The sequence below is a fragment of the Frankia sp. AvcI1 genome, assembly GCF_001420875.1.
GTDB classification, from domain to species: Bacteria; Actinomycetota; Actinomycetes; order Frankiales; family Frankiaceae; genus Frankia; species Frankia alni.
On record NZ_LJFZ01000003.1, the window covers coordinates 34,005 to 58,951 of the forward strand.

Annotated in this window: 13 protein-coding genes, 16 pseudogenes and 1 riboswitch; of the genes and pseudogenes, 20 read left to right on the top strand and 9 right to left on the bottom strand. The window is 72.9% G+C overall.

Annotation, left to right across the window (positions count from 1 at the left end):
• Positions 1–453: 453 nt before the first annotated feature.
• Together UK94_RS03930 and UK94_RS03935 are read right to left on the bottom strand one after the other, a co-directional pair.
• Positions 454–1,632, bottom strand: coding sequence for a cystathionine gamma-synthase (locus UK94_RS03930; RefSeq protein ID WP_011602019.1), 1,179 nt, complete (start codon positions 1,630–1,632; stop codon positions 454–456).
• A 9-nt stretch (positions 1,633–1,641) separates the two neighbouring features.
• Complete coding sequence (locus UK94_RS03935) at positions 1,642–3,060, bottom strand: cystathionine beta-synthase (RefSeq protein ID WP_041938770.1); 1,419 nt, start codon at positions 3,058–3,060, stop codon at positions 1,642–1,644.
• 327 nt (positions 3,061–3,387) lie between these two features.
• On the opposite strand from UK94_RS03935, the pseudogene UK94_RS03940 reads away from it, so the two are divergent.
• Positions 3,388–3,773 (top strand): annotated as a pseudogene (locus UK94_RS03940) (YccF domain-containing protein); the annotation flags it as partial.
• 68 nt (positions 3,774–3,841) lie between these two features.
• Here the strand turns inward: UK94_RS03940 and UK94_RS03945 are convergent.
• Together UK94_RS03945 and UK94_RS03950 are read right to left on the bottom strand one after the other, a co-directional pair.
• Complete coding sequence (locus UK94_RS03945) at positions 3,842–4,258, bottom strand: ferritin-like domain-containing protein (RefSeq protein WP_011602022.1); 417 nt, start codon at positions 4,256–4,258, stop codon at positions 3,842–3,844.
• A gap of 176 nt (positions 4,259–4,434) precedes the next feature.
• On the bottom strand, positions 4,435–5,112 hold a 678-nt coding region (locus tag UK94_RS03950; protein ID WP_235486436.1), incomplete at its 5' end, for a hypothetical protein.
• A gap of 1,187 nt (positions 5,113–6,299) precedes the next feature.
• Here UK94_RS03950 and UK94_RS03955 point away from each other — a divergent pair.
• From UK94_RS03955 to UK94_RS39165, 5 genes and pseudogenes are all read left to right on the top strand, one after another.
• A complete protein-coding gene (locus tag UK94_RS03955) occupies positions 6,300–8,033 on the top strand; it encodes an ABC transporter ATP-binding protein (protein WP_011602024.1) in 1,734 nt (577 codons plus the stop codon).
• Between the two features lie 44 nt (positions 8,034–8,077).
• Positions 8,078–8,482: pseudogene (locus UK94_RS39145) on the top strand (ABC transporter ATP-binding protein); the annotation flags it as partial.
• 1 nt (position 8,483) lies between these two features.
• Positions 8,484–8,565, top strand: a pseudogene (locus UK94_RS39150) (hypothetical protein); the annotation flags it as partial.
• A gap of 26 nt (positions 8,566–8,591) precedes the next feature.
• Positions 8,592–8,949, top strand: a pseudogene (locus UK94_RS39160) (ABC transporter transmembrane domain-containing protein); the annotation flags it as partial.
• A gap of 1 nt (position 8,950) precedes the next feature.
• Positions 8,951–9,997: pseudogene (locus tag UK94_RS39165) on the top strand (ABC transporter ATP-binding protein); the annotation flags it as partial.
• On the opposite strand, the gene UK94_RS03965 reads toward UK94_RS39165, so the two are convergent.
• A complete protein-coding gene (locus UK94_RS03965; RefSeq protein ID WP_050996998.1) occupies positions 9,994–10,437 on the bottom strand; it encodes an SRPBCC domain-containing protein in 444 nt (147 codons plus the stop codon). The pseudogene UK94_RS39165 and the gene UK94_RS03965 overlap by 4 nt on opposite strands.
• Before the next feature lie 225 nt (positions 10,438–10,662).
• Between UK94_RS03965 and UK94_RS03970 the strand changes: the two genes are divergently transcribed.
• On the top strand, positions 10,663–12,297 hold the full coding sequence (locus tag UK94_RS03970) for a S53 family peptidase (protein ID WP_095212531.1): 1,635 nt from the start codon (positions 10,663–10,665) through the stop codon (positions 12,295–12,297).
• A gap of 195 nt (positions 12,298–12,492) precedes the next feature.
• Here UK94_RS03970 and UK94_RS39170 read toward each other — a convergent pair.
• The 4 pseudogenes from UK94_RS39170 to UK94_RS39185 form a co-directional block, all read right to left on the bottom strand.
• A pseudogene (locus tag UK94_RS39170) lies at positions 12,493–12,933 on the bottom strand (branched-chain amino acid ABC transporter substrate-binding protein); the annotation flags it as partial.
• Between the two features lies 1 nt (position 12,934).
• A pseudogene (locus UK94_RS39175) lies at positions 12,935–13,062 on the bottom strand (branched-chain amino acid ABC transporter substrate-binding protein); the annotation flags it as partial.
• Between the two features lies 1 nt (position 13,063).
• Positions 13,064–13,126: pseudogene (locus tag UK94_RS39180) on the bottom strand (hypothetical protein); the annotation flags it as partial.
• A gap of 1 nt (position 13,127) precedes the next feature.
• A pseudogene (locus tag UK94_RS39185) lies at positions 13,128–13,706 on the bottom strand (ABC transporter substrate-binding protein); the annotation flags it as partial.
• A gap of 147 nt (positions 13,707–13,853) precedes the next feature.
• Here UK94_RS39185 and UK94_RS03980 point away from each other — a divergent pair.
• From UK94_RS03980 to UK94_RS39230, 13 genes and pseudogenes are all read left to right on the top strand, one after another.
• Positions 13,854–15,401 (top strand): ABC transporter permease (locus tag UK94_RS03980; protein WP_235486437.1); only part of this gene is annotated, 1,548 nt, incomplete at its 3' end.
• 1 nt (position 15,402) lies between these two features.
• Positions 15,403–16,010, top strand: a pseudogene (locus UK94_RS39190) (branched-chain amino acid ABC transporter permease); the annotation flags it as partial.
• Between the two features lie 20 nt (positions 16,011–16,030).
• Complete coding sequence (locus UK94_RS03985; protein WP_063845157.1) at positions 16,031–17,659, top strand: ATP-binding cassette domain-containing protein; 1,629 nt, start codon at positions 16,031–16,033, stop codon at positions 17,657–17,659.
• Between the two features lie 1,355 nt (positions 17,660–19,014).
• A partial coding sequence (locus UK94_RS39195; RefSeq protein WP_235486562.1) for a glycosyltransferase family 2 protein occupies positions 19,015–19,699 on the top strand: 685 nt, incomplete at its 3' end.
• A 1-nt stretch (position 19,700) separates the two neighbouring features.
• Positions 19,701–19,947, top strand: a pseudogene (locus UK94_RS39200) (glycosyltransferase family 2 protein); the annotation flags it as partial.
• Position 19,948: 1 nt separating this feature from the next.
• A pseudogene (locus tag UK94_RS39205) lies at positions 19,949–20,244 on the top strand (glycosyltransferase family 2 protein); the annotation flags it as partial.
• Between the two features lie 212 nt (positions 20,245–20,456).
• Positions 20,457–20,999 (top strand): annotated as a pseudogene (locus UK94_RS39210) (hypothetical protein); the annotation flags it as partial.
• Position 21,000: 1 nt separating this feature from the next.
• A pseudogene (locus tag UK94_RS39215) lies at positions 21,001–21,246 on the top strand (acyltransferase); the annotation flags it as partial.
• 1 nt (position 21,247) lies between these two features.
• Positions 21,248–21,992 (top strand): annotated as a pseudogene (locus UK94_RS39220) (acyltransferase family protein); the annotation flags it as partial.
• Between the two features lie 14 nt (positions 21,993–22,006).
• On the top strand, positions 22,007–22,156 hold the full coding sequence (locus UK94_RS33550; RefSeq protein ID WP_157734117.1) for a hypothetical protein: 150 nt from the start codon (positions 22,007–22,009) through the stop codon (positions 22,154–22,156).
• On the top strand, positions 22,132–23,709 hold a 1,578-nt coding region (locus UK94_RS04000), incomplete at its 3' end, for a glycoside hydrolase family 30 beta sandwich domain-containing protein (protein WP_313949451.1). The genes UK94_RS33550 and UK94_RS04000, both read left to right, overlap by 25 nt.
• Before the next feature lie 137 nt (positions 23,710–23,846).
• Positions 23,847–23,953, top strand: a riboswitch (TPP riboswitch).
• Positions 23,946–24,569 (top strand): phosphomethylpyrimidine synthase ThiC (locus UK94_RS39225; RefSeq protein WP_235486438.1); only part of this gene is annotated, 624 nt, incomplete at its 3' end. It overlaps the preceding riboswitch by 8 nt.
• Before the next feature lies 1 nt (position 24,570).
• A pseudogene (locus UK94_RS39230) lies at positions 24,571–24,946 on the top strand (phosphomethylpyrimidine synthase ThiC); the annotation flags it as partial.
• Position 24,947 lies beyond the last annotated feature (1 nt).

A 24,947-nucleotide genomic window follows, 5' to 3' on the forward strand; every position in this document is an offset into this window, starting at 1 on the left:
ATGGTGCGGGCGTGGTGCTCGAGGGTGGCGAGCCGTTCGACGAGCTCCGCCGGCGGGGTGGTCTCCCAGCGGCGGGCGAGGGTCTCCAGCGTGGACTCGACCTGCTCCAGGGCTACCCGGCTGTCCGCCGCCGAGGAACTCATGTCGGCGGCACCGCCACCGAGGAGTGCACCGACGACGAGCGCGCTCGAGGTGACGAGCGTCCGGCGGTCCGTCGAGGCGTCCATGCGGCACTCCTGACGGTCGCGACCTGGCGGACCCGGCACGTGTACGGCATACCTGCACGTGCAGCCATGATGTTCTCCGCCCGAGGATCTCAACTCAGTTAGCCAACGATAACCGCTCAAAGCTTGTTATGTCGGCTCGGCGCTCACTTCGGGACTTTCGTCGGCCGTTTTCCACCACCGTGGTGGTGTTGTGCACCGGCTTTGCCCGCGCCTGTCCGCGGTGGAGCTAAGCGGAACGGGTCGAAAGTCCGTCCAGGGCGCGGCGCAGATCGGCCGCGAGGTCGTCGGCCGATTCGATGCCGACCGAGAGCCGGACGAGCTCCGCCGGCACGGCGAGCGGCGAGTTTACGACCGACGCATGCGTCATGCTGGCCGGATGCTCGATCAGGGATTCCACTCCGCCGAGTGACTCGGCGAGGGTGAACAGCCGGGTCCGCCCGCACAGTTCGACCGCGGCCCGCGGGCCGTCCCGCAGGGTGAGCGAGACCATCCCGCCGAAGTCGCGCATCTGTTTGGCGGCGATGCCGTGCCCGGCATGACCGGGCAGGCCCGGGTAGTACACCGTCGAGACGGCCGGATGCGCCGCCAGCAGGGTGGCGACACCGCGGGCGTTGGCGCAGTGCCGGTCCATCCGCACGGCGAGCGTCTTGATGCCGCGCAGGACGAGCCAGCAGTCGAACGGTCCGGGGACGGCACCGGCCGCGTTCTGCAGGAATCGCAGCTGCGTGCCGAGTTCGGGATCGCTGACCACGATCGCGCCGCCCACGACGTCGCTGTGGCCGCCGAGGTACTTCGTGGTGGAGTGGACCACGGCGTCGGCGCCGAGGGCCAGCGGCTGCTGAAGGTAGGGCGAGGCGAACGTGTTGTCCACGGCGAGCAGTGCGCCGGCGTCGTGGGCGAGCGACGCGAGCGCGGCGATGTCGGCGATCGTCAGCAGCGGGTTCGTCGGCGTCTCGCACCACACCAGCCGGGTCACGCCCGGGCGGACCGCGGCCCGGGTCGCCTCCAGGTCGGTGAGGTCGACGCTGCTGTGCTCGACCCCCCACTCGCCGAGGACCCGGGCGATCAGCCGGTAGGTCCCGCCGTAGGCGTCGGCCGGGATGATCACATGATCGCCGGGGCGGCACACCGCCCGCAGCAGTGTGTCGGTCGCCGCCATGCCCGCGGAGAAGGCGAGGCCCACGCGGCCGCCCTCCAGCGCGGCGAGGCAGGTCTCCAGGGCCGCGCGGGTCGGGTTGCCGGACCGGGAGTACTCGAATCCGCCGCGCAGGCCGCCCACGCCGTCCTGGGCGAAGGTCGAGGACAGATGGAGGGGGGGCGCCACCGCGCCGGTGCCCGGATCGGGATCCTGCCCGGCGTGGATCGCGATCGTCTCGAACCCGTCGGCGAACTCGTCGGTGCTCATGACGCCACGCTACGGCGCCACGGCCAGGAAACTCAGCAGGTCGGCGCGCGTGAGGATGCCGACCGGGCTGCCCTCGTCGTGGACCAGGACCGCCGGATCGTCGCCGAGGACCGCGACGATCCGGGACAGCGGCTCGCCGACCCCCACCATCGGCAGCGGCGGGGACAGGTGCTCGCTCACGGGGGAGTCGACGGCGGACCGGTCGGCGAAGACCGCGGCGAGCAGGTGACGTTCGATCACCGAGCCCGCCACCTCGGCCGCGCGCAGAGGTGGTTCGTGGCGGACCACCGGCATCTGCGAGACGTTGTACTCCCGCAGGTAGGAGATGGCCGCGCCGACCGTCTCGTCCGGATGGACGTGCACGAGGTCGGGCGGCCCACCGCCCCGGCCGCCCTCGTGGCCCTGGTCGGTCGGCCGGCTCTGCTCGCTCTTGTACCGCAGCGCGTCGGCGACGGTCGGGCCGCTCGACGGCGGCTCCAGGAAGCCGTACTCGTACATCCACTCGTCGTTGAAGATCTTCGACAGGTAGCCGCGGCCCGAGTCGGGGAGCAGGACCACGACGACGTCGTCGGGCCCGAGACCGCCGGCGACGCGCAGCGCCGCCACCACGGCCAGCCCGCAGGACCCACCGACCAGCAGCCCGCACCGCCGGGCGAGATCCCGGGTCATCAGGAACGAGTCGCGGTCGCTGACCGCCTCCACCCGGTCGACGACCGTCTTGTCGTAGGTCGTCGGCCAGATGTCCTCACCGACTCCTTCGACGAGGTAGGGCCGGCCGCTGCCGCCGGAGTAGACCGATCCCTCCGGATCGGCGCCGATGATCTGCACGGCGCCGCCGGACACCTCCTTGAGGTAGCGGCCCACACCGCTGATCGTGCCGCCCGTGCCGATCCCGGCGACGAAGTGCGTGACGCGGCCGTCGGTCGCCCGCCAGATCTCCGGCCCGGTGGTCGCCCGGTGCGCGGCCGGGTTGTGGGGGTTGGAGTACTGGTCCGGGCTCCACCCGCCCGGGGTCTCCCGGACCAGCCGGCGGGCCACCTCGTAGTAGGAGCGGGGATCGTCGGGGGGCACCGCCGTGGGGCAGACGACGACCTCCGCGCCGTACGCGCGCAGGACCGCCCGCTTCTCCTCGCTGATCTTGTCCGGCATCGTGAACACGCAGTGGTAGCCCCGCCGCGCCGCCACCAGCGCCAGGCCCACCCCCGTGTTGCCGCTGGTCGGTTCGATGATGGTGCCGCCCGGCCGCAGCGCCCCGGCCTCCTCGGCGGCGGCGACCATCGCCAGCGCCACCCGGTCCTTCACCGAGCCGCCCGGATTCAGGTATTCGAGCTTGCCCAGCACCGGCGCCGGGGTCTCGGCGATTCCCGGCGTCAACCGGACCAGGGGCGTGTCACCGACGAGGTCGACGACGTGGTCGTACACCTGCATACCGGGCATCCACCTATCGCTGCGGTCGGAACGCGGGCGGGTCGTGCGTGGTCCGGACCGGTCGGGCGTTGCCCGGGCTGGTCGGGCGAAACCCGGNCCCTGCCGTGCCCGGGCCACCACCGTCGACGGTAGCGAGTCGGGGCCGCCGCCGCCCGCCACCCGCCGGATCCGCCGGGTGCTGACGGTGAACTCGCCCCAAGTGGGGTAAAGGTCGCCGCCCCGTGGGTAAAGTTCCGCAGGCGCTATCCGCCCGCGTTGCACCCGACGCCGCGGGCCTCGGCGACGACCGGTCCCCGATTCCGGGAGAGAGTGCGGGTGGGTCAATGNGCGTCCTGCTCAACGTCATCTGGCTGGTGCTCTGCGGCATCTGGCTGGCCATCGGTTATGCCCTGGCGGCGCTGATCTGTTTCATCCTCATCATCACCATTCCGTTCGGCATCGCGTCGCTGCGGATGGCCAACTACGCGTTGTGGCCGTTCGGCCGGCGGGTGGTCGATCGTCCGGATGCCGGCGGGGCGTCCCTGGTGGGCAACATTGTGTGGATCGTTTTCGCCGGCTGGTGGCTGGCCCTCGGGCATCTCACCACCGGGATCGCGCTGTGCCTGACCGTCATCGGTATTCCGCTCGGCCTGGCGAACTTCAAGCTGATCCCGGTGTCGCTGATGCCGCTGGGCAAGGAGATCGTGGACGTGGACAGCCCCGTCCCCGTCTGAGGGGGCCCGGTGCGGCCGGCTCCCGGCCGGCCGGGACCGCCCCCGCTCAGGCGGCCCGGCCCAGCGGCTCAGCGGCCCAGCGCCGCCTGTAGGTCGCGCACGTGCTCCTGGGTCTGTTCGAGCAGCGGACGCAGCGCCTCGGCGACGTCGGCCAGGCCCAGCTCGTTGGCCTGGCCGAACCGCTCGCGGTAGCGGTCGAGCTGCTCGGACTCCAGCCGCAGATCGTCCCGCAGCGCCTCCTGGGCCCCGCTCGACGGGTGGACCTGGGACACGTCGACGGTCGGTGTCCCGCCGAGGAAGGAGATCTGCTCGGCGAGGATCTGGGCGTGGCTGAGCTCCTGCGGCAGGTGCCGCTTGATCTCGTCGGCGACGTTGAGGTACTCGGCGCCCGTGATGACCGCGCCGTGCTGGATGTACTGGACGATCGACTGGTACTCGGAGCTGAGGTCGTCGTTGAGCAGCTTGACGAAGGTCTCCCGATCCATGCCCTGTGGCCTCCCTGTCTGCAGTACTCCGCCCGGACGGTGCGTCCGGGCGGTCTGAGCGGGATGCCCGTTCTCGGGCCAGTCATGCCTGCACGGCACCTCGGTGGCCGGCCAGGGACCCGGACGGCCGGGCCGCCGGCTCCGGCTCTGGCGGCGGAGCGGGAGCCGGAGCACCGTCATCGTCCGCGGCCGCGCCGCTTGCGTTCCGGCCCGGCGAGGATGTCGGGCTCGGCGCCGGACGCCGTGGCGGCCCGGCGCCCGCGGGCGTTGTCGGCGGGCGCGGCGGCGCGGGTGGCCGCGGCCGCGCGCGTGGCCTCCTGGGCCCGTCGCTGGAGCGCCTCGATCACGGGGGTGGGGCCGGTCGGCGCCGAGTGCAGGGCGTTTTCCGCTGGGTAGGGCAGCGGGCCCCGCACGTTCCAGCCGGCGGGACTCGGCTGCTCGGCGACGAGGTCGCTGAACGCGACGATCGGCCGGTCCCGGCGGTGGTGATGGCCCCCGCGGTGGCCCTGCCGCCGCTGGATGGGCGCCGTGACCGGATCCCCGGACTCGGTCGGCGGGCCCGGCGTCGGCTCGGACTCCTCGGCCGGTCCGCGGGTCTGGAACCAGCCGAAGTGCGCGTTCTTCCCGCGGAGCACCGCGTTCTCGGAGCGGACGATCACCAGCAGCGCGGTGGCGAAGGCGGCGCGCATACGGGCCTCGACGAGCTGCCGTTCGAGATCGGCGACATAGGTCGGATCGATGGTCCCGTCCGACCCCCGGTCGGTCTCCGGGTCGCCCGGCGGGCCGAACGCCTCCAGATGCAGCGGCCGGCACCGTTCGAGCTGCGCCGCCCGCTGCGACTGATCCTCCGGATANAGCAGCTCCACGTAGTTCTCGATGACGTTCCAGTCGATCTGTTTCTCGCCCCGGAACTGACGGCTGAGATCGCGTGCCCGCGCGCGCCGGATCTTGATGTCCTCGCTGTCGGACCAGACTTTCCGTACCACCATCTCGTAACTCACCCGATAAGGGCGGTTGAGTTCATGAAGATGGTGCAGCAGCGTGAGCTGGCTGCTGTTCTCGAGTTCGGGTCTTGGTCCTCGAGGGCGAGCACCGGAAAGAGTCATCGANGGTCCATCCGATTGTAGTGACGGTGCGCCTGCGAGCGAACTGGCGTCGGCCTCCATTACCCCTGCGACNTCACTACGGGTCACCGGCGTCCGGTCCCCCCGGGGGGCGGCGCCCCGGGCATCGGTCGACGCGCAGCTCGCCCTGACACTATCGGTTCCTTTCCGCCATGGACCGGTGGTTGCGCACCTACGACTACGCTCGCCCATGCTCCGGTGTCAACTGTCCTGGCCCGGTGCTCCCGGGCCGGAATAACATGGCTCGTTGTGCCACTTCACCGAAATCTGTTGCATCGACAACTCTGCTGGCGGGTCGAGGGGCACGGGGCGAAGTCGCGTATCGGCGGCCCGCGCCGGACCCGGTACGCCGGCGTCGGGCCGGCCGCCGTGGGCCTGCGGAGCATCCGGCCCCGGCGTCGATCGCCTTCGCTCTTCCGGAGTGGTCGGACGGACCCAGGCTATCGTCGGCCGCCACCATCGACCCGGGAATCACCGCCCGCGCAGGAATGCGGGTCCGGAATGACATCCGCCGCCGGCCGGCGGCAATTCGGTGTGCGTTGGTCGCGGCAGGTCGTCGCCGGTCGCGGCGGGTCGCGGCGGGGTCGCGGCGGCGTCGCGGCGGGGCGTGGCGCGCGGGGTCAGTGTTCGGTCGGTCGATCGACGGCGGCCGCGGCTCGCGAGGCGGTCACGCTCGATCGGAAACGCCTTGACCTGACGTTGGGTTGAGGCCGTAAGGTCGCCACGCGTCCATGGCGCGTCACCCGTCGTCAGGCGGGCTGTGCGACCGCCGTCCCGTCCTCCGCCACCCGGTTGTGGATCACGGGGGTCGCCGCCCGTCGTGGCCGTCATGACGGTGGGGGGACCTGCTCGGTGTCCCCGCGANGGCAGCGGGACGCCCTGGTCGACCGGGTATCGCCGCTGCAGAGAGGGACCGCATGCTCATCCGACTTCTGCGGGCGCATCTGGCCCGCTACCGGCGGCCCATCGCGATCCTGGTGACCCTGCAACTGGTCTCGACGATCGGCATGCTGTATCTGCCGACCCTGAACGCCGACATCATCGACCACGGGGTCGTGGTCGGCGACACGGGTTACATCCTGCGTATCGGCGGGCTCATGCTCGGCGTCAGCATCGTGCAGCTCGTGTGCGCAGCCGCGGCGGTGTTCTTCGGCGCGCGCACGGCGATGGCCATCGGCCGTGACCTGCGGGGGGCGGTGTTCGACCGGGTGCAGGCGTTCTCGGCCCGCGAGGTCGGTCGCTTCGGAGCTCCCTCGCTCATCACCCGGGCGACCAACGACGTCCAGCAGGTGCAGATGCTGGTGCTGCTCAGCTTCACGCTGATGGTCTCCGCGCCGATCATGTGCATCGGCGGGATCATCCTCGCGGTGAACCAGGACGCCGGGCTGTCCCTGCTCCTGGTCGTGATCGTCCCGGTCCTCGCGGTCATCATCACGCTGATCGTGCGCCGGATGCGCCCGCTCGGGCGGGCCATGCAGGAACGGCTGGACACGGTCAACCGGATCCTGCGCGAGCAGATCACGGGGCTGCGGGTCATCCGGGCCTTCGTCCGCGACGACCACGAACGGCAGCGGTTCGGGGTGGCCAACACCGAGCTGACCGACGTCTCGCTGCGGTTCGGCCGCCTGATGGCACTGATGTTCCCGCTCGTGCTCACGATCGTGAACTTCTCCAGCGTCGCCGTGCTCTGGTTCGGGGCGCACCGCATCGACGCGGGCCACATGCAGATCGGCGCGCTGACCGCGTTTCTCAGCTACCTCATGCAGATCCTCATGTCGGTCATGATGGCGACGTTCATGTTCATGATGATTCCGCGCGCCGAGGTCTGCGCCGAACGCATCCAGGAGGTGCTGGCGACGGACTCCTCGCTGCGGCCGCCGGACAACCCGGTGCGCGAGCTGCGCGCCCACGGCCTGCTGGAGCTGCGGGGGGTGGGCTTCCACTACCCGGGGGCGGAGGACCCGGTCCTGCGCGGCGTCAGCCTCACCGCCCGCCCCGGCCAGACCACCGCCGTCATCGGCAGCACGGGCAGCGGGAAGACGACCCTGCTCGGCCTCGTCCCGCGGCTCGCGGAGGCGACCGAGGGCGCGGTGCTGGTCGACGGCGTCGACGTGCGCGACATCGATCAGGCCCTGCTGGCCCGCACCGTCGGCGTCGTGCCGCAGCGGCCCTACCTGTTCTCCGGGACCATCGCGTCGAACCTGCGCTACGGCAAGCCCGACGCCACCGACGACGAACTCTGGCAGGCCCTGGAGACGGCGCAGGCGAAGGAGTTCGTCGAGGCGATGCCGGACGGGCTCGACGCGCCGATCGCGCAGGGCGGCACGAACGTCTCCGGCGGGCAGCGCCAGCGGCTCTGCATCGCCCGGCTGCTGGTCCACCGCCCCGAGATCTACCTGTTCGACGACTCGTTCTCGGCCCTCGACTACGCCACCGACGCCCGCCTGCGCGCGGCGCTCGCCCGGGAGACCGCCGACGCCACCGTCGTGATCGTCGCCCAGCGGGTGGCCACCATCCGCGACGCCGACCAGATCATCGTGCTGGAGGGTGGAGAGGTGGTCGGGGTGGGCACCCATCACGAGCTCATGGCCGACAACCCGACCTACCGCGAGATCGTGCTCTCGCAGCTCACCGAGCAGGAGGCGGCGTGAGCGGGACCGCTCCCACCCCGGCACCGCGGCGCGGGCCGGCCCCGATGGCCGGGCCGGCGCGATTCCTCGGCGGTCAGGGTGCCGCCGAGAAGTCCGCGGACTTCGCCGGTTCGAGCCGGCGGCTGCTGCGCCTGCTGCGGCCGCAGCGGCTGCTGCTGACAGCCGCCGTCGGGTTGGGGGCGGTAAGCGTCGGGCTCACCGTGACCGGGCCGCGGCTGCTCGGCCACGCCACCGACCTGGTGTTCGCGGGAATCTTCAGCCGGCGGCTGCCCGCCGGGACGACGAAGGAACAGGACGTCGCCGCGCTGCGGGCCGCGGGGCACGGCACCCAGGCCGACCTGCTCGCCTCGCTGCACCTCACCCCCGGCCGCGGGATGGACTTCGGCGCGATCGGCACGGTGCTGCTGTGGGTCGCCGTGATCTACGCCCTCGCCGGGATCTGCGGGGTGNTGCAGGCCCGCCTGACCAACCTGGCGATCCAGCGGGTGATCGGCGAGCTGCGCGGGGACGTGCAGCGCAAGATCTCGCGGCTNCCCACNCGCTACTTCGACGGCCAGNCACGCGGGGAGGTGCTCAGCCGGGTCACCAACGACATCGACAACCTCGGCCAGAGCCTCCAGCAGAGCGCGTCGCAGATCGTCGCCTCGGGGCTGACCATCCTCGGCGTGCTGGCGATGATGTTCTGGATCTCCTGGCTGCTCGCCCTGATCGCGCTGGTGACGGTGCCGCTGTCGGTCGTGGTGGCGACGCGGGTCGGCAGGCTCGCCCAGCCCCAGTTCGTCGCCCAGTGGAAGGTCACCGGACGGCTCAACGCCCACGTCGAGGAGATGTACACCGGGCACACCCTCGTCCGCGCGTTCGGCCGTCAGGAGGAGTCGGCGCAGGCGTTCCGGGAGTACAACGAGCAGCTGTACGCNGCGAGCTGGCGGGCGCAGTCCATCTCCGGGTTCATGCAGCCGGCGATGATGTTCATCGGCAACCTCAACTACGTCCTGGTGGCCGTGATCGGCGGGCTTCGGGTGGCCTCGGGGGCGCTGACGATCGGCGACGTCCAGGCGTTCATCCAGTACTCGCGCCAGTTCAGCCAGCCGCTGTCGCAGGCGGCCAGCATGGCGAACCTCCTCCAGTCCGGGGTGGCCTCCGCGGAGCGGGTGTTCGACCTGCTGGACACCGCCGAGCAGGAGCCCGACCCGCCTGCGCCGGCGCGGCCCGAGCGGCTGCGCGGCCGGGTCGCGTTCGAGCACGTCGCGTTCCGCTACAAGCCGGACAAGCCGCTGATCGAGGACCTCTCCCTGGTCGCCGAGCCGGGCCACACGATCGCGATCGTGGGCCCCACGGGGGCCGGCAAGACGACCCTGATCAACCTGCTGCTGCGCTTCTACGACGTGACCTCGGGGCGGATCACCCTCGACGGCGTGGACATCGCGGCCATGACCCGCGACGGGCTGCGCGCCCAGATCGGCATGGTGCTGCAGGACACCTGGCTGTTCGGCGGCACCATCGCCGAGAACATCGCCTACGGCGCCGAGGGCGCCACCCGGGAGCAGGTCGTGGCCGCGGCCCGGGCCGCCCACGTCGACCGGTTCGTCCGCACCCTGCCGGCCGGTTACGACACGGTGCTCGACGACGAGGGGACCGGCGTCAGCGGCGGCGAGAAGCAGCTCATCACCATCGCCCGCGCGTTCCTCGTCGAACCGCTGATCCTGGTCCTCGACGAGGCCACGAGCTCGGTGGACACCCGCACGGAGGTCCTCATCCAGCAGGCGATGTCGACGCTGCGCGCGGGCCGGACCGCCTTCGTCATCGCCCACCGGCTGTCGACGATCCGCGACGCCGACACCATCCTCGTGATGGAGCACGGGGCGATCGTCGAACAGGGCGATCACGCCGGCCTGCTCGCCGCGGACGGCCCGTACGCCCGGCTCTACCGGTCTCAGTTCGCCGAGGCCGCCGTGGAGATCTAGCGCGCGGACGCCGGCAGGCTGGCCCACGACCGGCCGGTCTCCAGGTGCTCCTTCAGGCTGGACAGCGTCGAGGGCCACCCGCCGTAGAGGTCGTGGTCGGCGCCGTCGCGGATCTGGTCGTGCACGACGGTGAGGCGGCAGGCGTCGCCCACGGTCTCGATCACCCAGGTCACGCGGGTGATGCCCGCATCGCGCACGTCGTCGCTCCACAGCGCGACCGTGCGCTGGACCAGCCGCCGCGGCGGCACGACCTCCAGGTTGACACCGGAACCGAGCCGCGCCCCGGTTCCCGGGTGGCGCAGCTCGAAGCCGGAACCGGGGGTCCAGTCCGAGGTCATCCGCGCGCCCAGATCACGGGTGACGCTCGTGTCGGGCGTCGTGATCGCGGCCCAGAGGCGGCACGGCGTGGTGCGGATGTAGATCTCGAACACCTTCTCCATCGGTCTCTCCCGACTGCGTGCGCGCTCGCTGTGCGTGACGAATCGGAGCGGCGTCCGCTCCCATCCTCCGGAGATGGCCGGGCGGCGGCAAGGGACCGGCGGGGGGCACCTTCGGGCCATTCGGGCCCCGATCGCCGGCACGACGGTGTACGAGCCGGAGTGGGGGAATGACGCCTGCGCGCCGAATGTCGGTCTCCGGTCGATTACCGCAGGTCAGGAGGATTCATGGGCCGCCTTCAGGGTTCGTACCGACCATCGTTGGGGACGCCCGTCGGGCCGGTTCCCGACGATCAGCCGATCGACGTCACGGTCGTGCTGCGCCCCACCGCCGCGGATGACTTCCGCGCCGACCCGGACGACGTCGCCGCGGTGCGCGCGTTCGCCGGGCGGGCCGGACTGGACGTCGCCGAGGTCGACGAGCCCGCCCGCACAGTCCGCCTGCGGGGCCCGGCCGCCGCCGCGCGCACCGCCTTCGACACCCCGCTGGCCCTCTACGACTCCGGCGGTCGGGCCATCCGTGGCCGCGAGGGCGACCTCGGCCTGCCCGACGAGCTCGACGACCGCGTCGTGGCCGTGCTCGGCCTCGACGAGCGTCCCGCCGCCCGGCCACGCTTCCAGCCCGCCGCCTCCGCGCGGCAGGGCCTGACCGCCCTGCAGGTCGCGCGGGCCTACGACTTCCCCGCCGCGACCGGCGAGGGCCAGACCATCGCGATCATTGAGCTCGGCGGCGGGTTCGGCCAGGCCGACCTCGACACCTACTTCGGCGGCCTGGACCTGCCGACCCCGGCGGTGTCCGCCGTCGGCGTGCAGGGCGCCGCCAACGTCCCCGGCGGTGATCCGGACGGCGCCGACGGCGAGGTGCTGCTCGACATCGAGGTCGCCGGGGCGGTCGCCCCCGGCGCCGCCCAGGTGGTCTACTTCGCGCCGAACACCGACGCCGGCTTCCTCGCGGCGATCAACGCGGCCGCCGCCGCCACCCCTCGCCCGGCGGCGATCAGCATCAGCTGGGGCGGCCCCGAGTCGTCCTGGACCGCGCAGGCGATGCGCGCCTACGACCAGGCATTCGCCGCCGCCCGCGCCGCCGGCATCACCGTCCTCGCGGCCGCCGGGGACGCCGGCGCCGACGACGCCACCGACCGGCTCGTCGCAGACTTCCCGGCCGGCTCGCCGAACGTGATCGCCTGCGGCGGAACGAAGCTGACCCTCGACGCCGCCGGCGCCCGCGCCAGCGAGGTGGTGTGGAACGAGGCCGCCGACTCGGCGACCGGCGGCGGCTACTCGGCGACGTTCACCCGGCCGGCCTGGCAGCCGGCCGCCGTCGGCCGCTACCGCGGCCTGCCCGACATCAGCGGCAACGCCGATCCGCAGACGGGCTACCGCGTCGTCGTGGACGGCCAGCCGGCGGTCGTCGGCGGCACCTCCGCCGTCGCGCCGCTGCTGGCCGGACTCGTCGCCCGCCTCGCGCAGCTCACCGGCGCCCCCGTCGCGGATCTCGCCGCCGTCGCCTACGCCAATCCCGCAGCCTTCACCGACATCACCGCCGGCGACAACCAGGGCTACCCGGCCCGCTCCGGGTGGGACCCGGCGTCGGGCCTCGGCAGCCCCGTCGGCACGAAGCTCCTCACCGCGGTCGGCGGCCCGACCCCGCCGCCGACCACTCCGCCCCCCACGACTCCGCCCCCCACGACTCCGCCGCCGACCATCCCGCCGCCGACCACCCCGCCGACGCAGACGGTGGACGCCGCGGACAGGGCGCTGTGGTCCGCCGTCGCGACCTGGGCGGGCGGCACCCACACGGGGGCAAACGCCAGGGCCGCGAAGGCGGTCCGTGCCTGGGCCCAGACCAAGAGCCTCGCCTGACCGCACCCGTTCCACGAGGCGCCAGGTCCGGCATCAGGGAACTGTCCCGAGATGTCGGACCTGGCGCGTAAGGGCAGGAGACTGTCAGCCGTCCGGCCGCCGGAATCCGCCCACAACCTCCTCCCTCTCGGTCTTCTGTACTTCGGCGACCTCCGACTCCGGGCGGCGGGCGGTCAGTTGATCAGAGTGATGAGNTGGCGGCCGTCCTGCCAGGTGCCGGTCACGTCGGAGAACGCGTTGTTCTTCCAGTGCAGCAGCCGCACGGCCGTGTTGCAGATGGCCGGGAAAATGTCGATCTGCTTGTTGTCGCAGGTGTAGGGATGGGCCATGACGCTGGGCTGGTCGTGCGTGGCGCGCAGCGCGGTGAGCAGGCCTTCCGCGCTCGGCTGCGGGGTCTTCACCAGCAGGGCCCGCAGGTCGAGCACGGTGGAGAAGGCACCCTGCGACGCCGAGGTGCGATCCGCCTCCGGCACGGCCTTGCGGTAGGCCACCGCGTCGGCGTCCCCGCCGCTGGATCCGACGGGAACGTAGCTGGAGGCGAAGTAGAGGTTGTCGGTGCGGCCCCCGGCGGCCCGTGGCACCGCGGGCGTGGCGCAGGCGCCGACGAAGTAGATGTCGCTGTGGATGTTCAGTGCGNCCGCGGCCTGTACGATCCGCGCGCACGCAGCCGCCTGGAACACGACGATGATGGCGTCCGGGTTGCCGGCGGCGGCCTGGGTGAGTGCCGGCGCGAAGTCCGCCGCGTCCGATTTCTCAGCGATCAGCNGGACGTCGGTGACACCTTTCTTGCGCAGGATGTTCTGGGATCCCTTGATGGCGGCGGTGAGCANCCCGGGGAGATCGACATACAACGCGTGTGCGCTGCGGATGTGTCGGGTCGCGGTGAGGTAGTCGGTGATGCCGAGCAGCTCGGCCACGCTGCCACCGGAAAGCGCGAACGCGTTCTTGGAGTCGAGTTCCCCGCTGAGCTGCGGAGAGCCGGTGACATAGGGGATGCGGGCCGCCTCGTATATCGGCATGGCGGCCTGCGTACCGAAATCGATGCCGCCGACCACCGCGATCGGCTTTTCGGCGACCAGTCGGTTGGCGCAGTTCTGGGAGGATTCTGGGGAACCGTCGGTCACACAGGTCGCCAGCCGCAGGGGTCGCCCGCCGACGCCGCCGAGCGCGGCATTCGCATGGTCCACGGCAGCCTGCGCCGCGCGCCGGGTCTCCGGGTATGACCCGAGAGTGCTGTTCTCGACGGTGACGAAGCCCAGGGTCACCGGTGGCCCGCTCAGGGGGGTCGACGAGGCGCCGGCTGCTGCGCCACCCGACGAGCCACCGCGTTGGCTCGTGCATCCGGCGCCGGCGACGGCGACGGTCAGGGCGACGGAGAACGCGAACAGGACGCGGGAAGCTTGTCTCACGGGCGCTCAAGCTACACTCCATCTCACCCGGTTCCTGGGTGAGACCGCCGGCCGGCGGGACGGGNGTGATTCGGTGACCGCGCGCCCACACTTCCGAGCCACCGCCCGGCCGTCGGCTTCGATGCTGGACATGTGCTCGGGAGCCCCGTGACCACCTATGTAGCCGCAATGCTGCTGGGCCTTGGCCCGGGCGCGGTGTACGCGGCGCTCGGACTCGGCCTGGTGCTCACCTACCGAGCGTCCGGTGTCGTCAACATCGCGCACGGTGCCTTCGCCATGTACGCCACCTATCAGTATGCCGAGCTGCGCGAGGTCGGTGATCTCGTCCTGCCCGTCGTCGGCCTGCCACCGCGAATTCACCTTACCGACACCCCCACGTTCGGGTTGGCATTGTCGGTATCCCTCGCGATGGCCGCCCTGCTGGCATTGGCGTCCTATCTGCTGGTCTTCCGGCCGTTGCGGCGCGCCCAGCCGATGATGACCGTCGTCGCGGCCGTCGGCCTCACCATCGCGTTGCAGGCCGTCGCCGTCGTCCAGTTCGGTTCGGACAACCGCTTCCTCGCCCCCGTACTGGCCCAGTCGCCGCTGCACCTGCTGGGCGTCACCGTGCCGAGTGACCGGCTGCTGCTGGCGGGCCTCGTCGTCGTGGCCGCGGCCGGCCTGTGGGCGATGTCGCGCTGGACCATGTTCGGCCTCGCGACCCGGGCCGTGGCGGACGATGCGGAGACCACCGCGCTGCTCGGCCGCCGGCCGGGCTGGATCGCCGCAACGAACTGGATGCTGGCGGCGGTGCTCGCCGCCCTGGCGGGCATCCTGGTCGCCCCGATCAGCGCGTTGAACCCGACGAGCTACTCGCTGTTCGTCGTGCCCGCGATCGCCGCGGCCCTGCTCGGCGGGCTGTCCTCGTTCGGCCTGACCGTCGCCGGTGCGCTCGGCCTCGGCGTCGCGCAGGGGTTCCTGCTTCCGTTGCAGCAGGACGTGGGCTGGCTCAACCAGCCGGGGCTGCGGGCGCTGCTGCCGATGATCCTCGTGCTCGCCGTGGCGGGTCGGCGCGGGACGCTGATCCCCGGCCGCGCGGCCGCGGCGGTCGTGTCGGTGCCGCTGCCCGTGGTCGAGCCCGCGCGGCGTCCGCTGGGCGGGCTGCTGCTCGGCGTGCCCGTCGGGGTCGTCGCGCTGCTTCTGCTCACCGGCTCGTGGCGGCTCGGGCTCGAGCGCAGCCTCGCCGGCGCCGTGGTGTGCCTGTCCTTCGTGGTGCTGACCGGCTACGTCGGCCAGCTCTCGCTGGCGCAGATGTCGCTGGCCGGCGTCGCCGGCTTCCTGCTGGCCCGGCTGGAGGGCGAGCTCGGCGTGCCCTTCCCGATCGCTCCCCTGATCGCCACGTTCGCGGCCGCGGTCGCCGGACTGTTCCTCGGGGTGGTGTCGCGCCGGCTGCGCGGCGTGGACCTGGCCCTGATCACGCTCGTCGCCGGGGTCGCGATCCAGGAGGCGGTATTCGGCAACCCGCTGGTCACGGGCGGGCTCGCCGGCTCGTCCGTGCCCAATCCGAAGATCTTCGGTCTTGACCTCGGGCTGTCCGGGGCCGGCTTCCCCCGGGTCCAGTTCGGCCTGCTGGCGCTGTCCGTGCTCGCCGCCGGCGGCTACGGCGTCGCCCGCCTGCGCACCGCCGATCTCGGGCGGCGGATGCTCGCGGTGCGGNCCAACGAGCGCTCGGCGGCCGCGGCCGGGATCGACGTGCGCCGGACGAAGGTGCTGGCGTTCACGTTGTCCGCGGCGCTCGCCGGTCTCGGTGGCTGCCTCATCGGGTACGGCCAGGGCCGGTTGTCCTTCGACTCGTTCGGGGTCACCGCCTCGCTGTTCTTCCTCGCCATCGCGGCCGTCGGAGGGGTGACCAGCGTCGGCGGGGCCCTGGTCGGCGGCCTGCTCGCCCCGGGCGGGCTGGCCTTCACGGCGCTGGACCGCGTCGCCGGCCTCGGCGAGTACCAGCAGTTGCTGTGCGGTCTGGCGGTGGTGGTGCTGGCCGTCCTGCGGCCGGCCGGGCTCGTCTACCGGCCCGGCCGCGCCGGCCGCCCGGCGCGGCCGGGCCAGCCCCGACGCAGCACCGGCCGGACCGGCGGGAGCCTTCGGAGACCGCGCAGGCTGGCGCCCGGCGGGGGTCGGCGGCCCGGCGGGGACGGGGGGCCTGGTGGGGACGGGGGGCCTGGTGGGGACGAGGCCGAGGGCGTCGACGGCAGGCCGCCGCGTCCCGCGGAGGGGAACCGGCCGGGCCTGACCGCGTTCCCGGTCAACCCCGGCGGTGTGCCGTGACCGCAAGGCTGTCCGTCGACATGCTCGCCGCCGGGCAGGGCGGCACCCGGATCGTCGAGGACGTCTCCTTCGGCCTTGCGGCGGGCAGCGTCACCGGCCTCATCGGGCCGAACGGGGCCGGCAAGACGACGCTGATCGACGCGCTCACCGGCTTCGCGACGATCTTCGCCGGCAGCGTGAACCTGGACGGCACCGCGCTGACCGGCCTGCCGGCGCACGAGCGGCAGCGGCTCGGGCTCGCCCGTACCTTCCAGGCCCTGGAGCTGTTCGACAGCCTGGCGGTGGCGGAGAACATCGCCGTGGTGGCGCGTCCGACGTCCGGGTCGATGGATGCCGATCGGCTGGGACTCGCGGCGATCGCCGACCGTCTGCCCGCGACGCTCAGCCATGACGAGCGAGCCGCGGTGGCCCTCGGCCGCGCAATGGCGGCCACGCCGAAGGTCCTGCTGCTCGACGAGCCGGCCGCGGGGCTCGATCCCGGGGACCGGCGCGAGCTCGCCGCGCGCATCCGGCGCATCGCCGGCCAAGGCGTGGCCGTCCTGCTCGTCGATCACGATGTCCAGCTCGTCTTCGACGTCTGCGACCAGGTTCTCGTCCTGGACGGCGGTCGGATCGTCGCCCGCGGGCTCCCCGCACAGGTCCGGGCGGATCCGGCCGTTCGCGCGGCCTACCTGGGCGGCTCCGACGGCCCCGAGCCTGCCGCGCCGGTCGAGCCTGCCGCGTCGTCCGAGCCTGCCGCGTCGTCCGAGCCTGCCGCGCCGGTCGAGCCTGCCGCGTCGTCCGAGCCTGCCGCGCCGATCGAGCCTGCCGCGCCGCCCGAGCCGACCGCCTTGGCCGCGCCGGGCGCGGTGACCTCCCCGGCCACCTCCTGGATGCCCGCAGGGCCGCCGGGGGCGGCCACGGCGCCGGCGGCAGGCCCCGAACTGCTCGTGTTCGAGCGGGTGAGCAGCGGCTACAACGAGGGACCGGTGCTGCGGGAGGTGTCGCTGGTCGTCCGGGCTGGCGAGATCGTGGCGCTGCTGGGGGCGAACGGCGCCGGCAAGACGACCCTGATCCGCACGGCCGCCGGCCTGGTGCCGGCGAGTGCGGGCCGGGTCGGGATGTTCGGCGAGTGGTTCCGGCGTCCCGCGCCGAGCACGCTGGCCCGGCGGGGGCTGGCCGTCGTTCCGCAGGGGCGGGGGGCGCTGGGCCGGCTGACCGTCCGGGAGAACCTGCGCCTGGCGGCCGGCCGCAGCCACCGCGGCGAGATCGAGCGGGTCCTGGGCTGGTTCCCGGCGCTCGGCGGCCTGCTCGACCGGCCGGCCGGGGAGCTTTCCGGCGGCGAGCGCCAGCGGCTCGCACTGGCCGTCGCCCTCGTGCGCCGGCCGCGGTTGCTGCTGGTGGACGAGCTGTCGTTCGGCCTGGCGCCCGGCGTCGCGCCGCGGCTGCTCGAGCTGCTGCGCGAGATCGCGGCCGAGACGTCGACCGGTGTGCTGCTCGTCGAGCAGTTCGCCGCTCTCGCGCTGCGGGTGGCCGACCGCGGCTACGTGCTCGACCGCGGTCGGGTCGCGCTTGCCGCGCCCGCCGCGCAGCTCGCCGCCCGCCCCGACCTCATCGAGGCGAGCTATCTCGGCGAGGCACCGGCCGCGCCCTGCGAGTCGCCCTCGTAGGACGTGTCCTTACCGGTGCTCAGGGGCTGGTGTGTGGGCGCCGCGTGGTGGCCGGTTTCTGTCGTGGTTGCGTCGGCACGTGCAGGACGGCTGCCCCCTGACGGCCTGCGCCTGCCACCGGCCATGACCGGTCGGCCGCAGTCGTCCTACCATGCCTGGGCCGCGGCCGTCAGCGACAACCGTATCAGAATCAGTACCCTGATCAATCCGTCATACCTGCCCAGTTCGTGGACGGCCTAACGTTCATCCAGAGTGACGACGGCCATATGAAATATCTGGGTGCCGGCCTCGGCGGCCTCGTAACGACATGGGAACCGCGGGCAGTAGACGCGTCCGTCCCGGTCGGCACGAGGAAGGTGCTCGGAACGAATATCTGACGAAAAGCAAAGGATTCTCGCCGGGGTGCCCGGCTGGTTCCTCCCTTCTTTCTGCATGGCAGCGATCGCCGAGATCATCCGGGGCCGCCGGAAACGTGCGCGGACTCCCGCCGGGGTGCGCTGTCGTCGACCTCATCACCTGNGTCGAGCCACATCACCTGCGTCGATCCACATCGTCCATGTCGACCTCGCCAACTGGTCGACAAGGGTTCGACACCGGCGTCCCTAGCGAAGGTCAGATCGATGGCTGTCAATTTTGCCAACCTGTTCACAAGAAAGTCCNCCCCGGCTGACGACAGATCCTCGGAGGCGCGTCACCCGCCGTTCGCGGAGCAAACCCGGAGGCGAACGTCGGGCGCCGCCGAAGAAAGCCGGGACGGCGCGTACGGACCAGATCAGGCGGTCCGCCCGCCCGGCTTCCGCCGGGATCGCGTGGACCCCGATGACGCGGCGGTCGAGACGCTGCGGGAGGGCCGCCGCCGGCTGCGGCCGCTCGGTGGCGACTGCATCGTGGGTCTGTTCTACCTGCCCGAACTCGACCCGCCCGACGGCGACCCGCCCGACGGCGAGCTGCCGGACAGCGACAGGACGAGCGGCGACCGGGCGCGCAGTGACGTCCCGCGGGCGGCGCCGACCTCGGCCGGGCAGCGGGCGCTGCTCGACCAGGTCATCGCCCTGGTGGGCGCCCGCCACCGGCGGCGCGGCGCGACGGTCGGCCGAGGCGGCCCCGGCGAGGTGATCGTGGTCCGGCCCGCCCGGGCGGGCCGGTCGGCCGAGGGGGCGCTGGACCAGATCGTGCGGACGATCGCCGGCCACGAGTTCGCCGTCGAAGGCCGGCGGCTGCGCGTCACCCCGGCCCCGGGCTACGTCCAGGTCGACGAGGCCGCGGACGACGCGATGGTGATCCGCCGGGNCCGGCTGGCGGCCCAGCACGCCGCCCGGCAGCTCGATCTGGTCCCCGTCGGCTACCACCCGGCGATGGAGGCACGGGCAGGGCGGTTGCGACGCCCGCTGCGGGATCGGCTTCGGCCCGGCGAGGGCCTGCAGATCCTCCTGTCGACCGCGCTGTGCGTCGGCGTGCCGTTCCTCGTCTACAGTGCGCTGTTCGCCCACGGCATCGACCCCACCGCGGTGGTCTTCGGCTTTCTCGTCGTCGCCCTGGTCGGCACCGCCCTGACGATCTACCTGGAGCAGTTGGCCGCGCTCGAGGCCGAGCGGTGCCCGGCCGCGCCGGCTGCGCCCTTCCCGCCGGCCAGCGCCGTCATCGCCGCCTACCTGCCCAACGAGTCGGCCACGATCGTCGAGACCGTCCGAGCGTTCCTCCGGCTCGACTACCCGGGGCCCCTGCGGGTGATCCTCGCCTACAACACCCCTCGGCGGCTGCCGGTCGAGGACGTCCTGCACCGCATCGCCGCCGCCGATCCCCGCCTCCTGCTCGTGCACGTCGCCGACAGCACATCCAAGGCGCAGAACGTCAACGCGGCCGTTCCCCTGGTCACCGGCGAGTTTGTCGGGATCTTCGACGCCGACCACCATCCCGCGCCGGACTCGTTCGAGCGGGCCTGGCGCTGGCTGTCGAACGGCGCCGCCGTCGTCCAGGGCCACTGCGTCATCCGCAACGGCTCGGACTCCCGGGTCAGCCGCACCGTCGCCGTCGAATTCGNGTCGATCTACGCGGTCAGCCATCCCGGCCGGGCGCGCATGCACGGCTTCGGCATCTTCGGCGGTTCCAACGGATACTGGCGTACCGACCTGCTGCACCAGATCCGCATGCGTGGCTCGATGCTCACCGAGGACATCGACGCCAGTCTGCGCACGGTCCTGCGCGGTGGGCGAATCGTCTCGGACCCGGAGCTGGTCTCCTACGAGCTTGCCCCGACGACGGTACCGGCGCTGTGGCGCCAGCGAATGNGCTGGGCGCAGGGCTGGTATCAGGCGTCGCGGCGGCATCTGCACCGGGCACTCGGTTCGGGCGACCTCAACGCCCGCCAGAAAGTCGGCCTGTTCTGGCTGCTCGGCTGGCGGGAGATCTACCCCTGGCTGTCGCTGCAGATCTATCCGCTCATCGTCTTCAGCCTGCTGCACCCGAAGGCCGGGCAGGGCTTCCGGCTGAATATTTCCCTGTATGTCGTGGCCGCCTTCTTCTCCACCCTGGTAGGCCCGATCCAGGCGGTGTTCGCGTTCGCCCTCGCCGATCCGTCGATCCGGNGCCATCCGGGCTGGTTCGTCAGGTTCGCCATGGCGAACATCGTGTACAGCGAGTTCAAGAACGTGATCGCCCGGCTCGCCCCGATCAAGGAGTTGCTGCGAGATCGGGAATGGCATGTCACACCCCGTACCGAAGCGGCGCCGCACGGGGCCGGCGAGGGCGCCGGGTTCCCGTACGCCGACGAGGCCGAGCGGTACGCGCAGGCCCCGTCGTGACCGCCTCGTGGCCGCCGCCACCCCCACCGCCGCCACCGCCGGGGCCGGGGCCGGCTGCCCGCGGCGAGACGCCGCGGGCCACGGTGGCGACGGCGCACGGCGATCGGATCCCGCCGCGACCGCGCACGCCGCCTCCCTCGGAACGCCCGTCCACGCCGGACGCGGCGCACGGCGATCGGATCCCGCCGCGACCGCGCACGCCGCCTCCCTCGGAACGCCCGTCCACGCCGAACGCGGAGGTCACCGGCGGGGACGGCGCGGCGCCGAGCACGCGGGTCGCCGCCGGAGACGGCGCGCAGCCGGGCAACGCCGCGGCGGAGCTGGCGGACCTGGGCGGCTTCCGTGGGGTCGCCGCCGTGTCCGTGATCGTCTTTCACGCGTACCAGTTCTGCCGGGGAGGCGGCCGGACCCCGTACCAGGGCACGTTCTTCGGCCACGTCCTGGGCGCCTTCGACGGGATGATCAGCTGGTTCTTCCTGGTCTCCGGCTTCCTGCTGTTCCTGCCAATGGCCACCCGCGTCCGGGACGGGCGCACCCAGNGCTCCGCCCGGCAGACGCTGCTGCGCCGGGGCCTGCGGATCCTGCCCCTCTACTACACGGCGCTGATCGTCGTGTGGGCCGCGCGGAACCCGGGTCTGCCGGGCGACTGGCTCGACCTGCTCGAACACCTCACCTTCACCCAGGTGTTCGACAGCAGGCGGGTGTTCTACACGATCGGCCCGGCCTGGTCGCTCGCCGTGGAGGTCTTCTTCTACCTCTACCTGGCCCTGGTCGCCGCCTGGCTGCNCCGCCGGCGGACCCACCGGGTGCCGCTCGAACACCGCTGGCGCCTGCTCCGCCGGCCGGCGTACGTGCTGATCGCGGTGTCCGCGGTCTGGCTCGGCTACGCGGTCTGGATCGTGCACGCGCAGCACGATCAGTGGGCGTACTGGTTCTGCCCGCAGAACTATGCCGACAACTTCGGGTTCGGGATGCTCACGGCGATCGCCTACGTCCGGTGGGGCCGGGAGCGGCCGCTGCCGGCGGACCTGGCGTGCGCCCTGCGGTTCGCCGCCGGCGGGATCATCATCGTGGCGGCGTTGGTGCGGGGGAACGACGCGGCGTCGTCGGCGGCGTTCTCGACGCTGAACTCGGTCGGCTTCGCCCTCCTGTTCGCCGCGTCGGTGCTGGCGCCGCGCGAGTCGCGGTGGCGCCGGTTCTTCGCCACCCCGGTCTTCGTCTGGCTGGGCATGATCAGTTACAGCGTGTACCTGTGGCACGAGCCGATCCTGTTGCTCGTGCTCGACCGGTACGGCCTGGTCAGCCACGCGCCGTCCGCGTTTCCCTGGGTGGCGGCGGTCCTGGTGGCGGCGGGCGTCCTCGGCGGCTGGCTGAGCTACATCGTCCTCGAACAGCCGGGACGGCGACTGGCCATCCTGGTGAGCAGGCTGCGCTGGGGCCCGCCGAGCGGCAGGTCCGGCCCGCCGAGCGGCAGGTCCGGCGCGGCGGTCGGTGGGGCAGGCGGCGCGAGACCCGTCCAGCCCGTCTCCTGACGTGCGCCGTCCTGGTGGGCCTCGTGCCGATGGGCTTCGTGCCGATGGGCTTCGTGCCGGTGGGCGTCGTGCCGGTGGACGTCGTAGTGGTGGACGTCGTGGTGGTGCGCGTCGTCGCCTCGTCCTCGCCGTCGTGCCGATGGTGCTGTTCGCGGTCGCGCTGACGGTCACCGTGGTCGTCCGCCGTGGGGGAAGCTCGGTCGGCCCGACGCCCCCGCCGCGGCCACTCGGCGCCGCCGATGCCGGCGGACCGGCGTTTCCCGCGGCCCGGCCGATCGCGGCGGTACGCGGCCTGGCCGGCTGGTCGACAGCGCCGGACGGCAGGCGGCTGGCCATCCTGGACGCTGCCCAGGTCACCGCCGACGGGGTTGCCGCCGGCCCGGGCACTGCCGGCCCGGGCACTGCCGGCCCGGGTGCTGCAGGAACGGGCACCAGTGTCGGCGCCGGCGGGGCGGGCGGCGGGTCGTGGGTGCGGCTGGCCGTCGATCCCGCCGCCCGGGGGCAGCGCATCGACGGCTTCGGTGCCGCACTGACCGAGTCCTCGGCGCGGCTGCTGTGGGGGCTACCCCCCGACCAGCGGGCCGCGGTGCTGCGCAGCCTGTTCGACCCGGTCGCGGGTGCCGGCCTGAGCGTGGTGCGGGTGCCGATGGGCGCCAGCGACTTCGCCACCGGCCAGTACACCTACGACGACGTGGCCGCCGGCACCGCCGACCCGCGCCTGGCCCGGTTCTCGGTCGCCCGCGACGACCGGGCCGTGGTGCCCGTGCTGCGGGAGATTCTCGCGGTCGACAGCCGGGTCCGCATCGTGGCGAGCCCCTGGAGCGCACCCGCCTGGATGAAGTCCTCTAGTCGGCTCGGCGGCGGTTCGCTGCGGCCGCGCTGGTACGGAGCCTGGGCCGAGTACTTCGTGCGGTTCGTCCGGGCCTACGCCGCCCGCGGGATCACGGTGTCCGCGGTGACGGTCCAGAACGAGCCCGGCCACGGCGACCCGTCCTACCCGACGATGACCATGTCCGCGGCCGAGCAGGCGCGGTTCGTGGCCACCGCGCTCGGGCCGGCGTTCGCCGCCGCCGGGCTGGCCACCGACATCGTCGGCTACGACCACAACTGGGACACCCCGGCCGTCCCGACGCAGGTGCTCGGCGACGCCGCGGCCGGGCGTTACCTCAGCGGCATCGGCTGGCACTGCTATCGGGGTGACCCGTCCGCGCAGTCCCAGGTGCACGCGGATTTTCCCGGGAAGGCGACCTGGCTGACGGAGTGTTCCGCGGGGGACTGGCACGGCCGCCCGGCGGACGGGTTCGGCTGGTTGGCGGACGTCGTGGTGGACGCGCTGCGCAACTGGGCGTCGACGGCCCTGCTGTGGAATCTCGCGCTGGATCCCGCGGGCGGCCCGCACCTGGGGGGCTGCGGCGGCTGCCGCGGGGTGGTCACGATCGCGCCCCGGGCGGAGACGGACCTGCGCGCCGTCGATCGGTCGCCGGAGTTCGACCTGCTCGGTCTCGCGGCCCGGGCGGCGCCGCGCGGGGCGGTGCGGATCGGCGCGCGGGCATCCTCCGGGGCGGTCGGTGCGGTCGCCTTCAGCCTGCCCGACGGCCACCGGTCGGTGCTGGCGCACAACCGGACCGACGACGAGGCCGTGCTGACGGTGGACGACGGCGGCGGCGCGTTCACGGTGCGGCTGGCCCCGCACGCGCTTGCCGCGTTCCGCTGGCGGNGCTGACCGGCGCACCGGCGCACGGGCCACGCCCACCGGCCCTCGGCCCTCGGCCCTCGGCGCATGGCGCATGGCCGCGGCGCGATGGGCGCAATCGACTGACGGCCGATAGTCGGGTGGTTTATGGTGACCATGCGCGAATTGATCGCGGGAGCTCCACCGAGGGGCTGAGAGGGTGGCTGGGGCNGCCGACCGCAGAACCTGTCCGGGTAATGNCGGCGTAGGGAGTTCCAACGATGTCGCCATTCAACCGTGATGTGTCGTCCCCTTCTTCCGGGAAGGGCCCCGATCTCGACGGGGCAGATTCCCGGCCGGAATCCGAGCCCGTCTCGGTGGAAATCCCGAGTGTTTTTCCGGCGGCCTCGCCAGGCGGGACACCGGGCCAGCCCGCGTCCCAGGCGGCGCCCGGCGCGCCCCAGGGGTCGCCTGCCGCGCCCCAGGGGTCGCCTGCCGCGCCCCGGGCGACGGCCGTCTCGACCGGGCCGCTGGCGGGCAGTCGCAAGACCTGGCTCGTCGGCGCGGATCCCGACCTGCGGGTGCCGATGCGGGAGGTCGTCCTCACCACCGGCGACAGCGTCGTGCTCTACGACACCTCCGGCCCGTACACGGATCCGGCGGCGGACGTCGACGTGCGCCGGGGCCTGCCGCCGCTGCGGGCACGGTGGATCGCCGAGCGGGGGAACACCGCCCCGGCCGGCGGGCGGGGCGCGCTGCGGGCCCGGCCCGGCGGGGGAGCGGTCACCCAGCTCGCCCACGCGCGCCGGGGCGAGATCACCCGGGAGATGGAGTTCGCCGCCCTGCGTGAGGGGCTGCCCGTCGAGACCGTGCGGGCCGAGATCGCCGCCGGGCGTGCCGTCCTGNCGGCGAACGTGAACCATCCCGAGTCCGAGCCGATGGTGATCGGCCGGTCCTTCCTGGTGAAGATCAACGCGAACCTCGGCAACTCGGCCGTGACCTCCTCCATCGAGGAGGAGGTCGAGAAGATGGTCTGGGCCACCCGGTGGGGCGCCGACACGGTCATGGACCTGTCCACCGGCGCCGACATCCACCGGACCCGCGAGTGGATCCTGCGCAACGCCCCGGTCCCGGTCGGCACGGTGCCCATCTACGAGGCGTTGGAGCAGGTCGGCGGCCGGCCCGAGGCGCTGACCTGGGAGGCCTACCGGGACACCGTCATCCGCCAGTGCGAGCAGGGGGTGGACTACATGACGGTCCACGCCGGGGTGCTGCTGCGTTAN

Excerpts from the sequence above, each read along its gene's own strand:
- UK94_RS03930 (WP_011602019.1), bottom strand. The coding sequence starts at position 1,632 with ATGAGCACCGACGAGTTCGCCGACGGGTTCGAGACGATCGCGATCCAC.
- UK94_RS03935 (WP_041938770.1), bottom strand. The coding sequence starts at position 3,060 with ATGCAGGTGTACGACCACGTCGTCGACCTCGTCGGTGACACGCCCCTG.
- UK94_RS03945 (WP_011602022.1), bottom strand. The coding sequence starts at position 4,258 with ATGGATCGGGAGACCTTCGTCAAGCTGCTCAACGACGACCTCAGCTCC.
- UK94_RS03955 (WP_011602024.1), top strand. The coding sequence starts at position 6,300 with ATGCTCATCCGACTTCTGCGGGCGCATCTGGCCCGCTACCGGCGGCCC.
- UK94_RS03965 (WP_050996998.1), bottom strand. The coding sequence starts at position 10,437 with ATGGAGAAGGTGTTCGAGATCTACATCCGCACCACGCCGTGCCGCCTC.
- UK94_RS03970 (WP_095212531.1), top strand. The coding sequence starts at position 10,663 with ATGGGCCGCCTTCAGGGTTCGTACCGACCATCGTTGGGGACGCCCGTC.
- UK94_RS03985 (WP_063845157.1), top strand. The coding sequence starts at position 16,031 with ATGCTCGCCGCCGGGCAGGGCGGCACCCGGATCGTCGAGGACGTCTCC.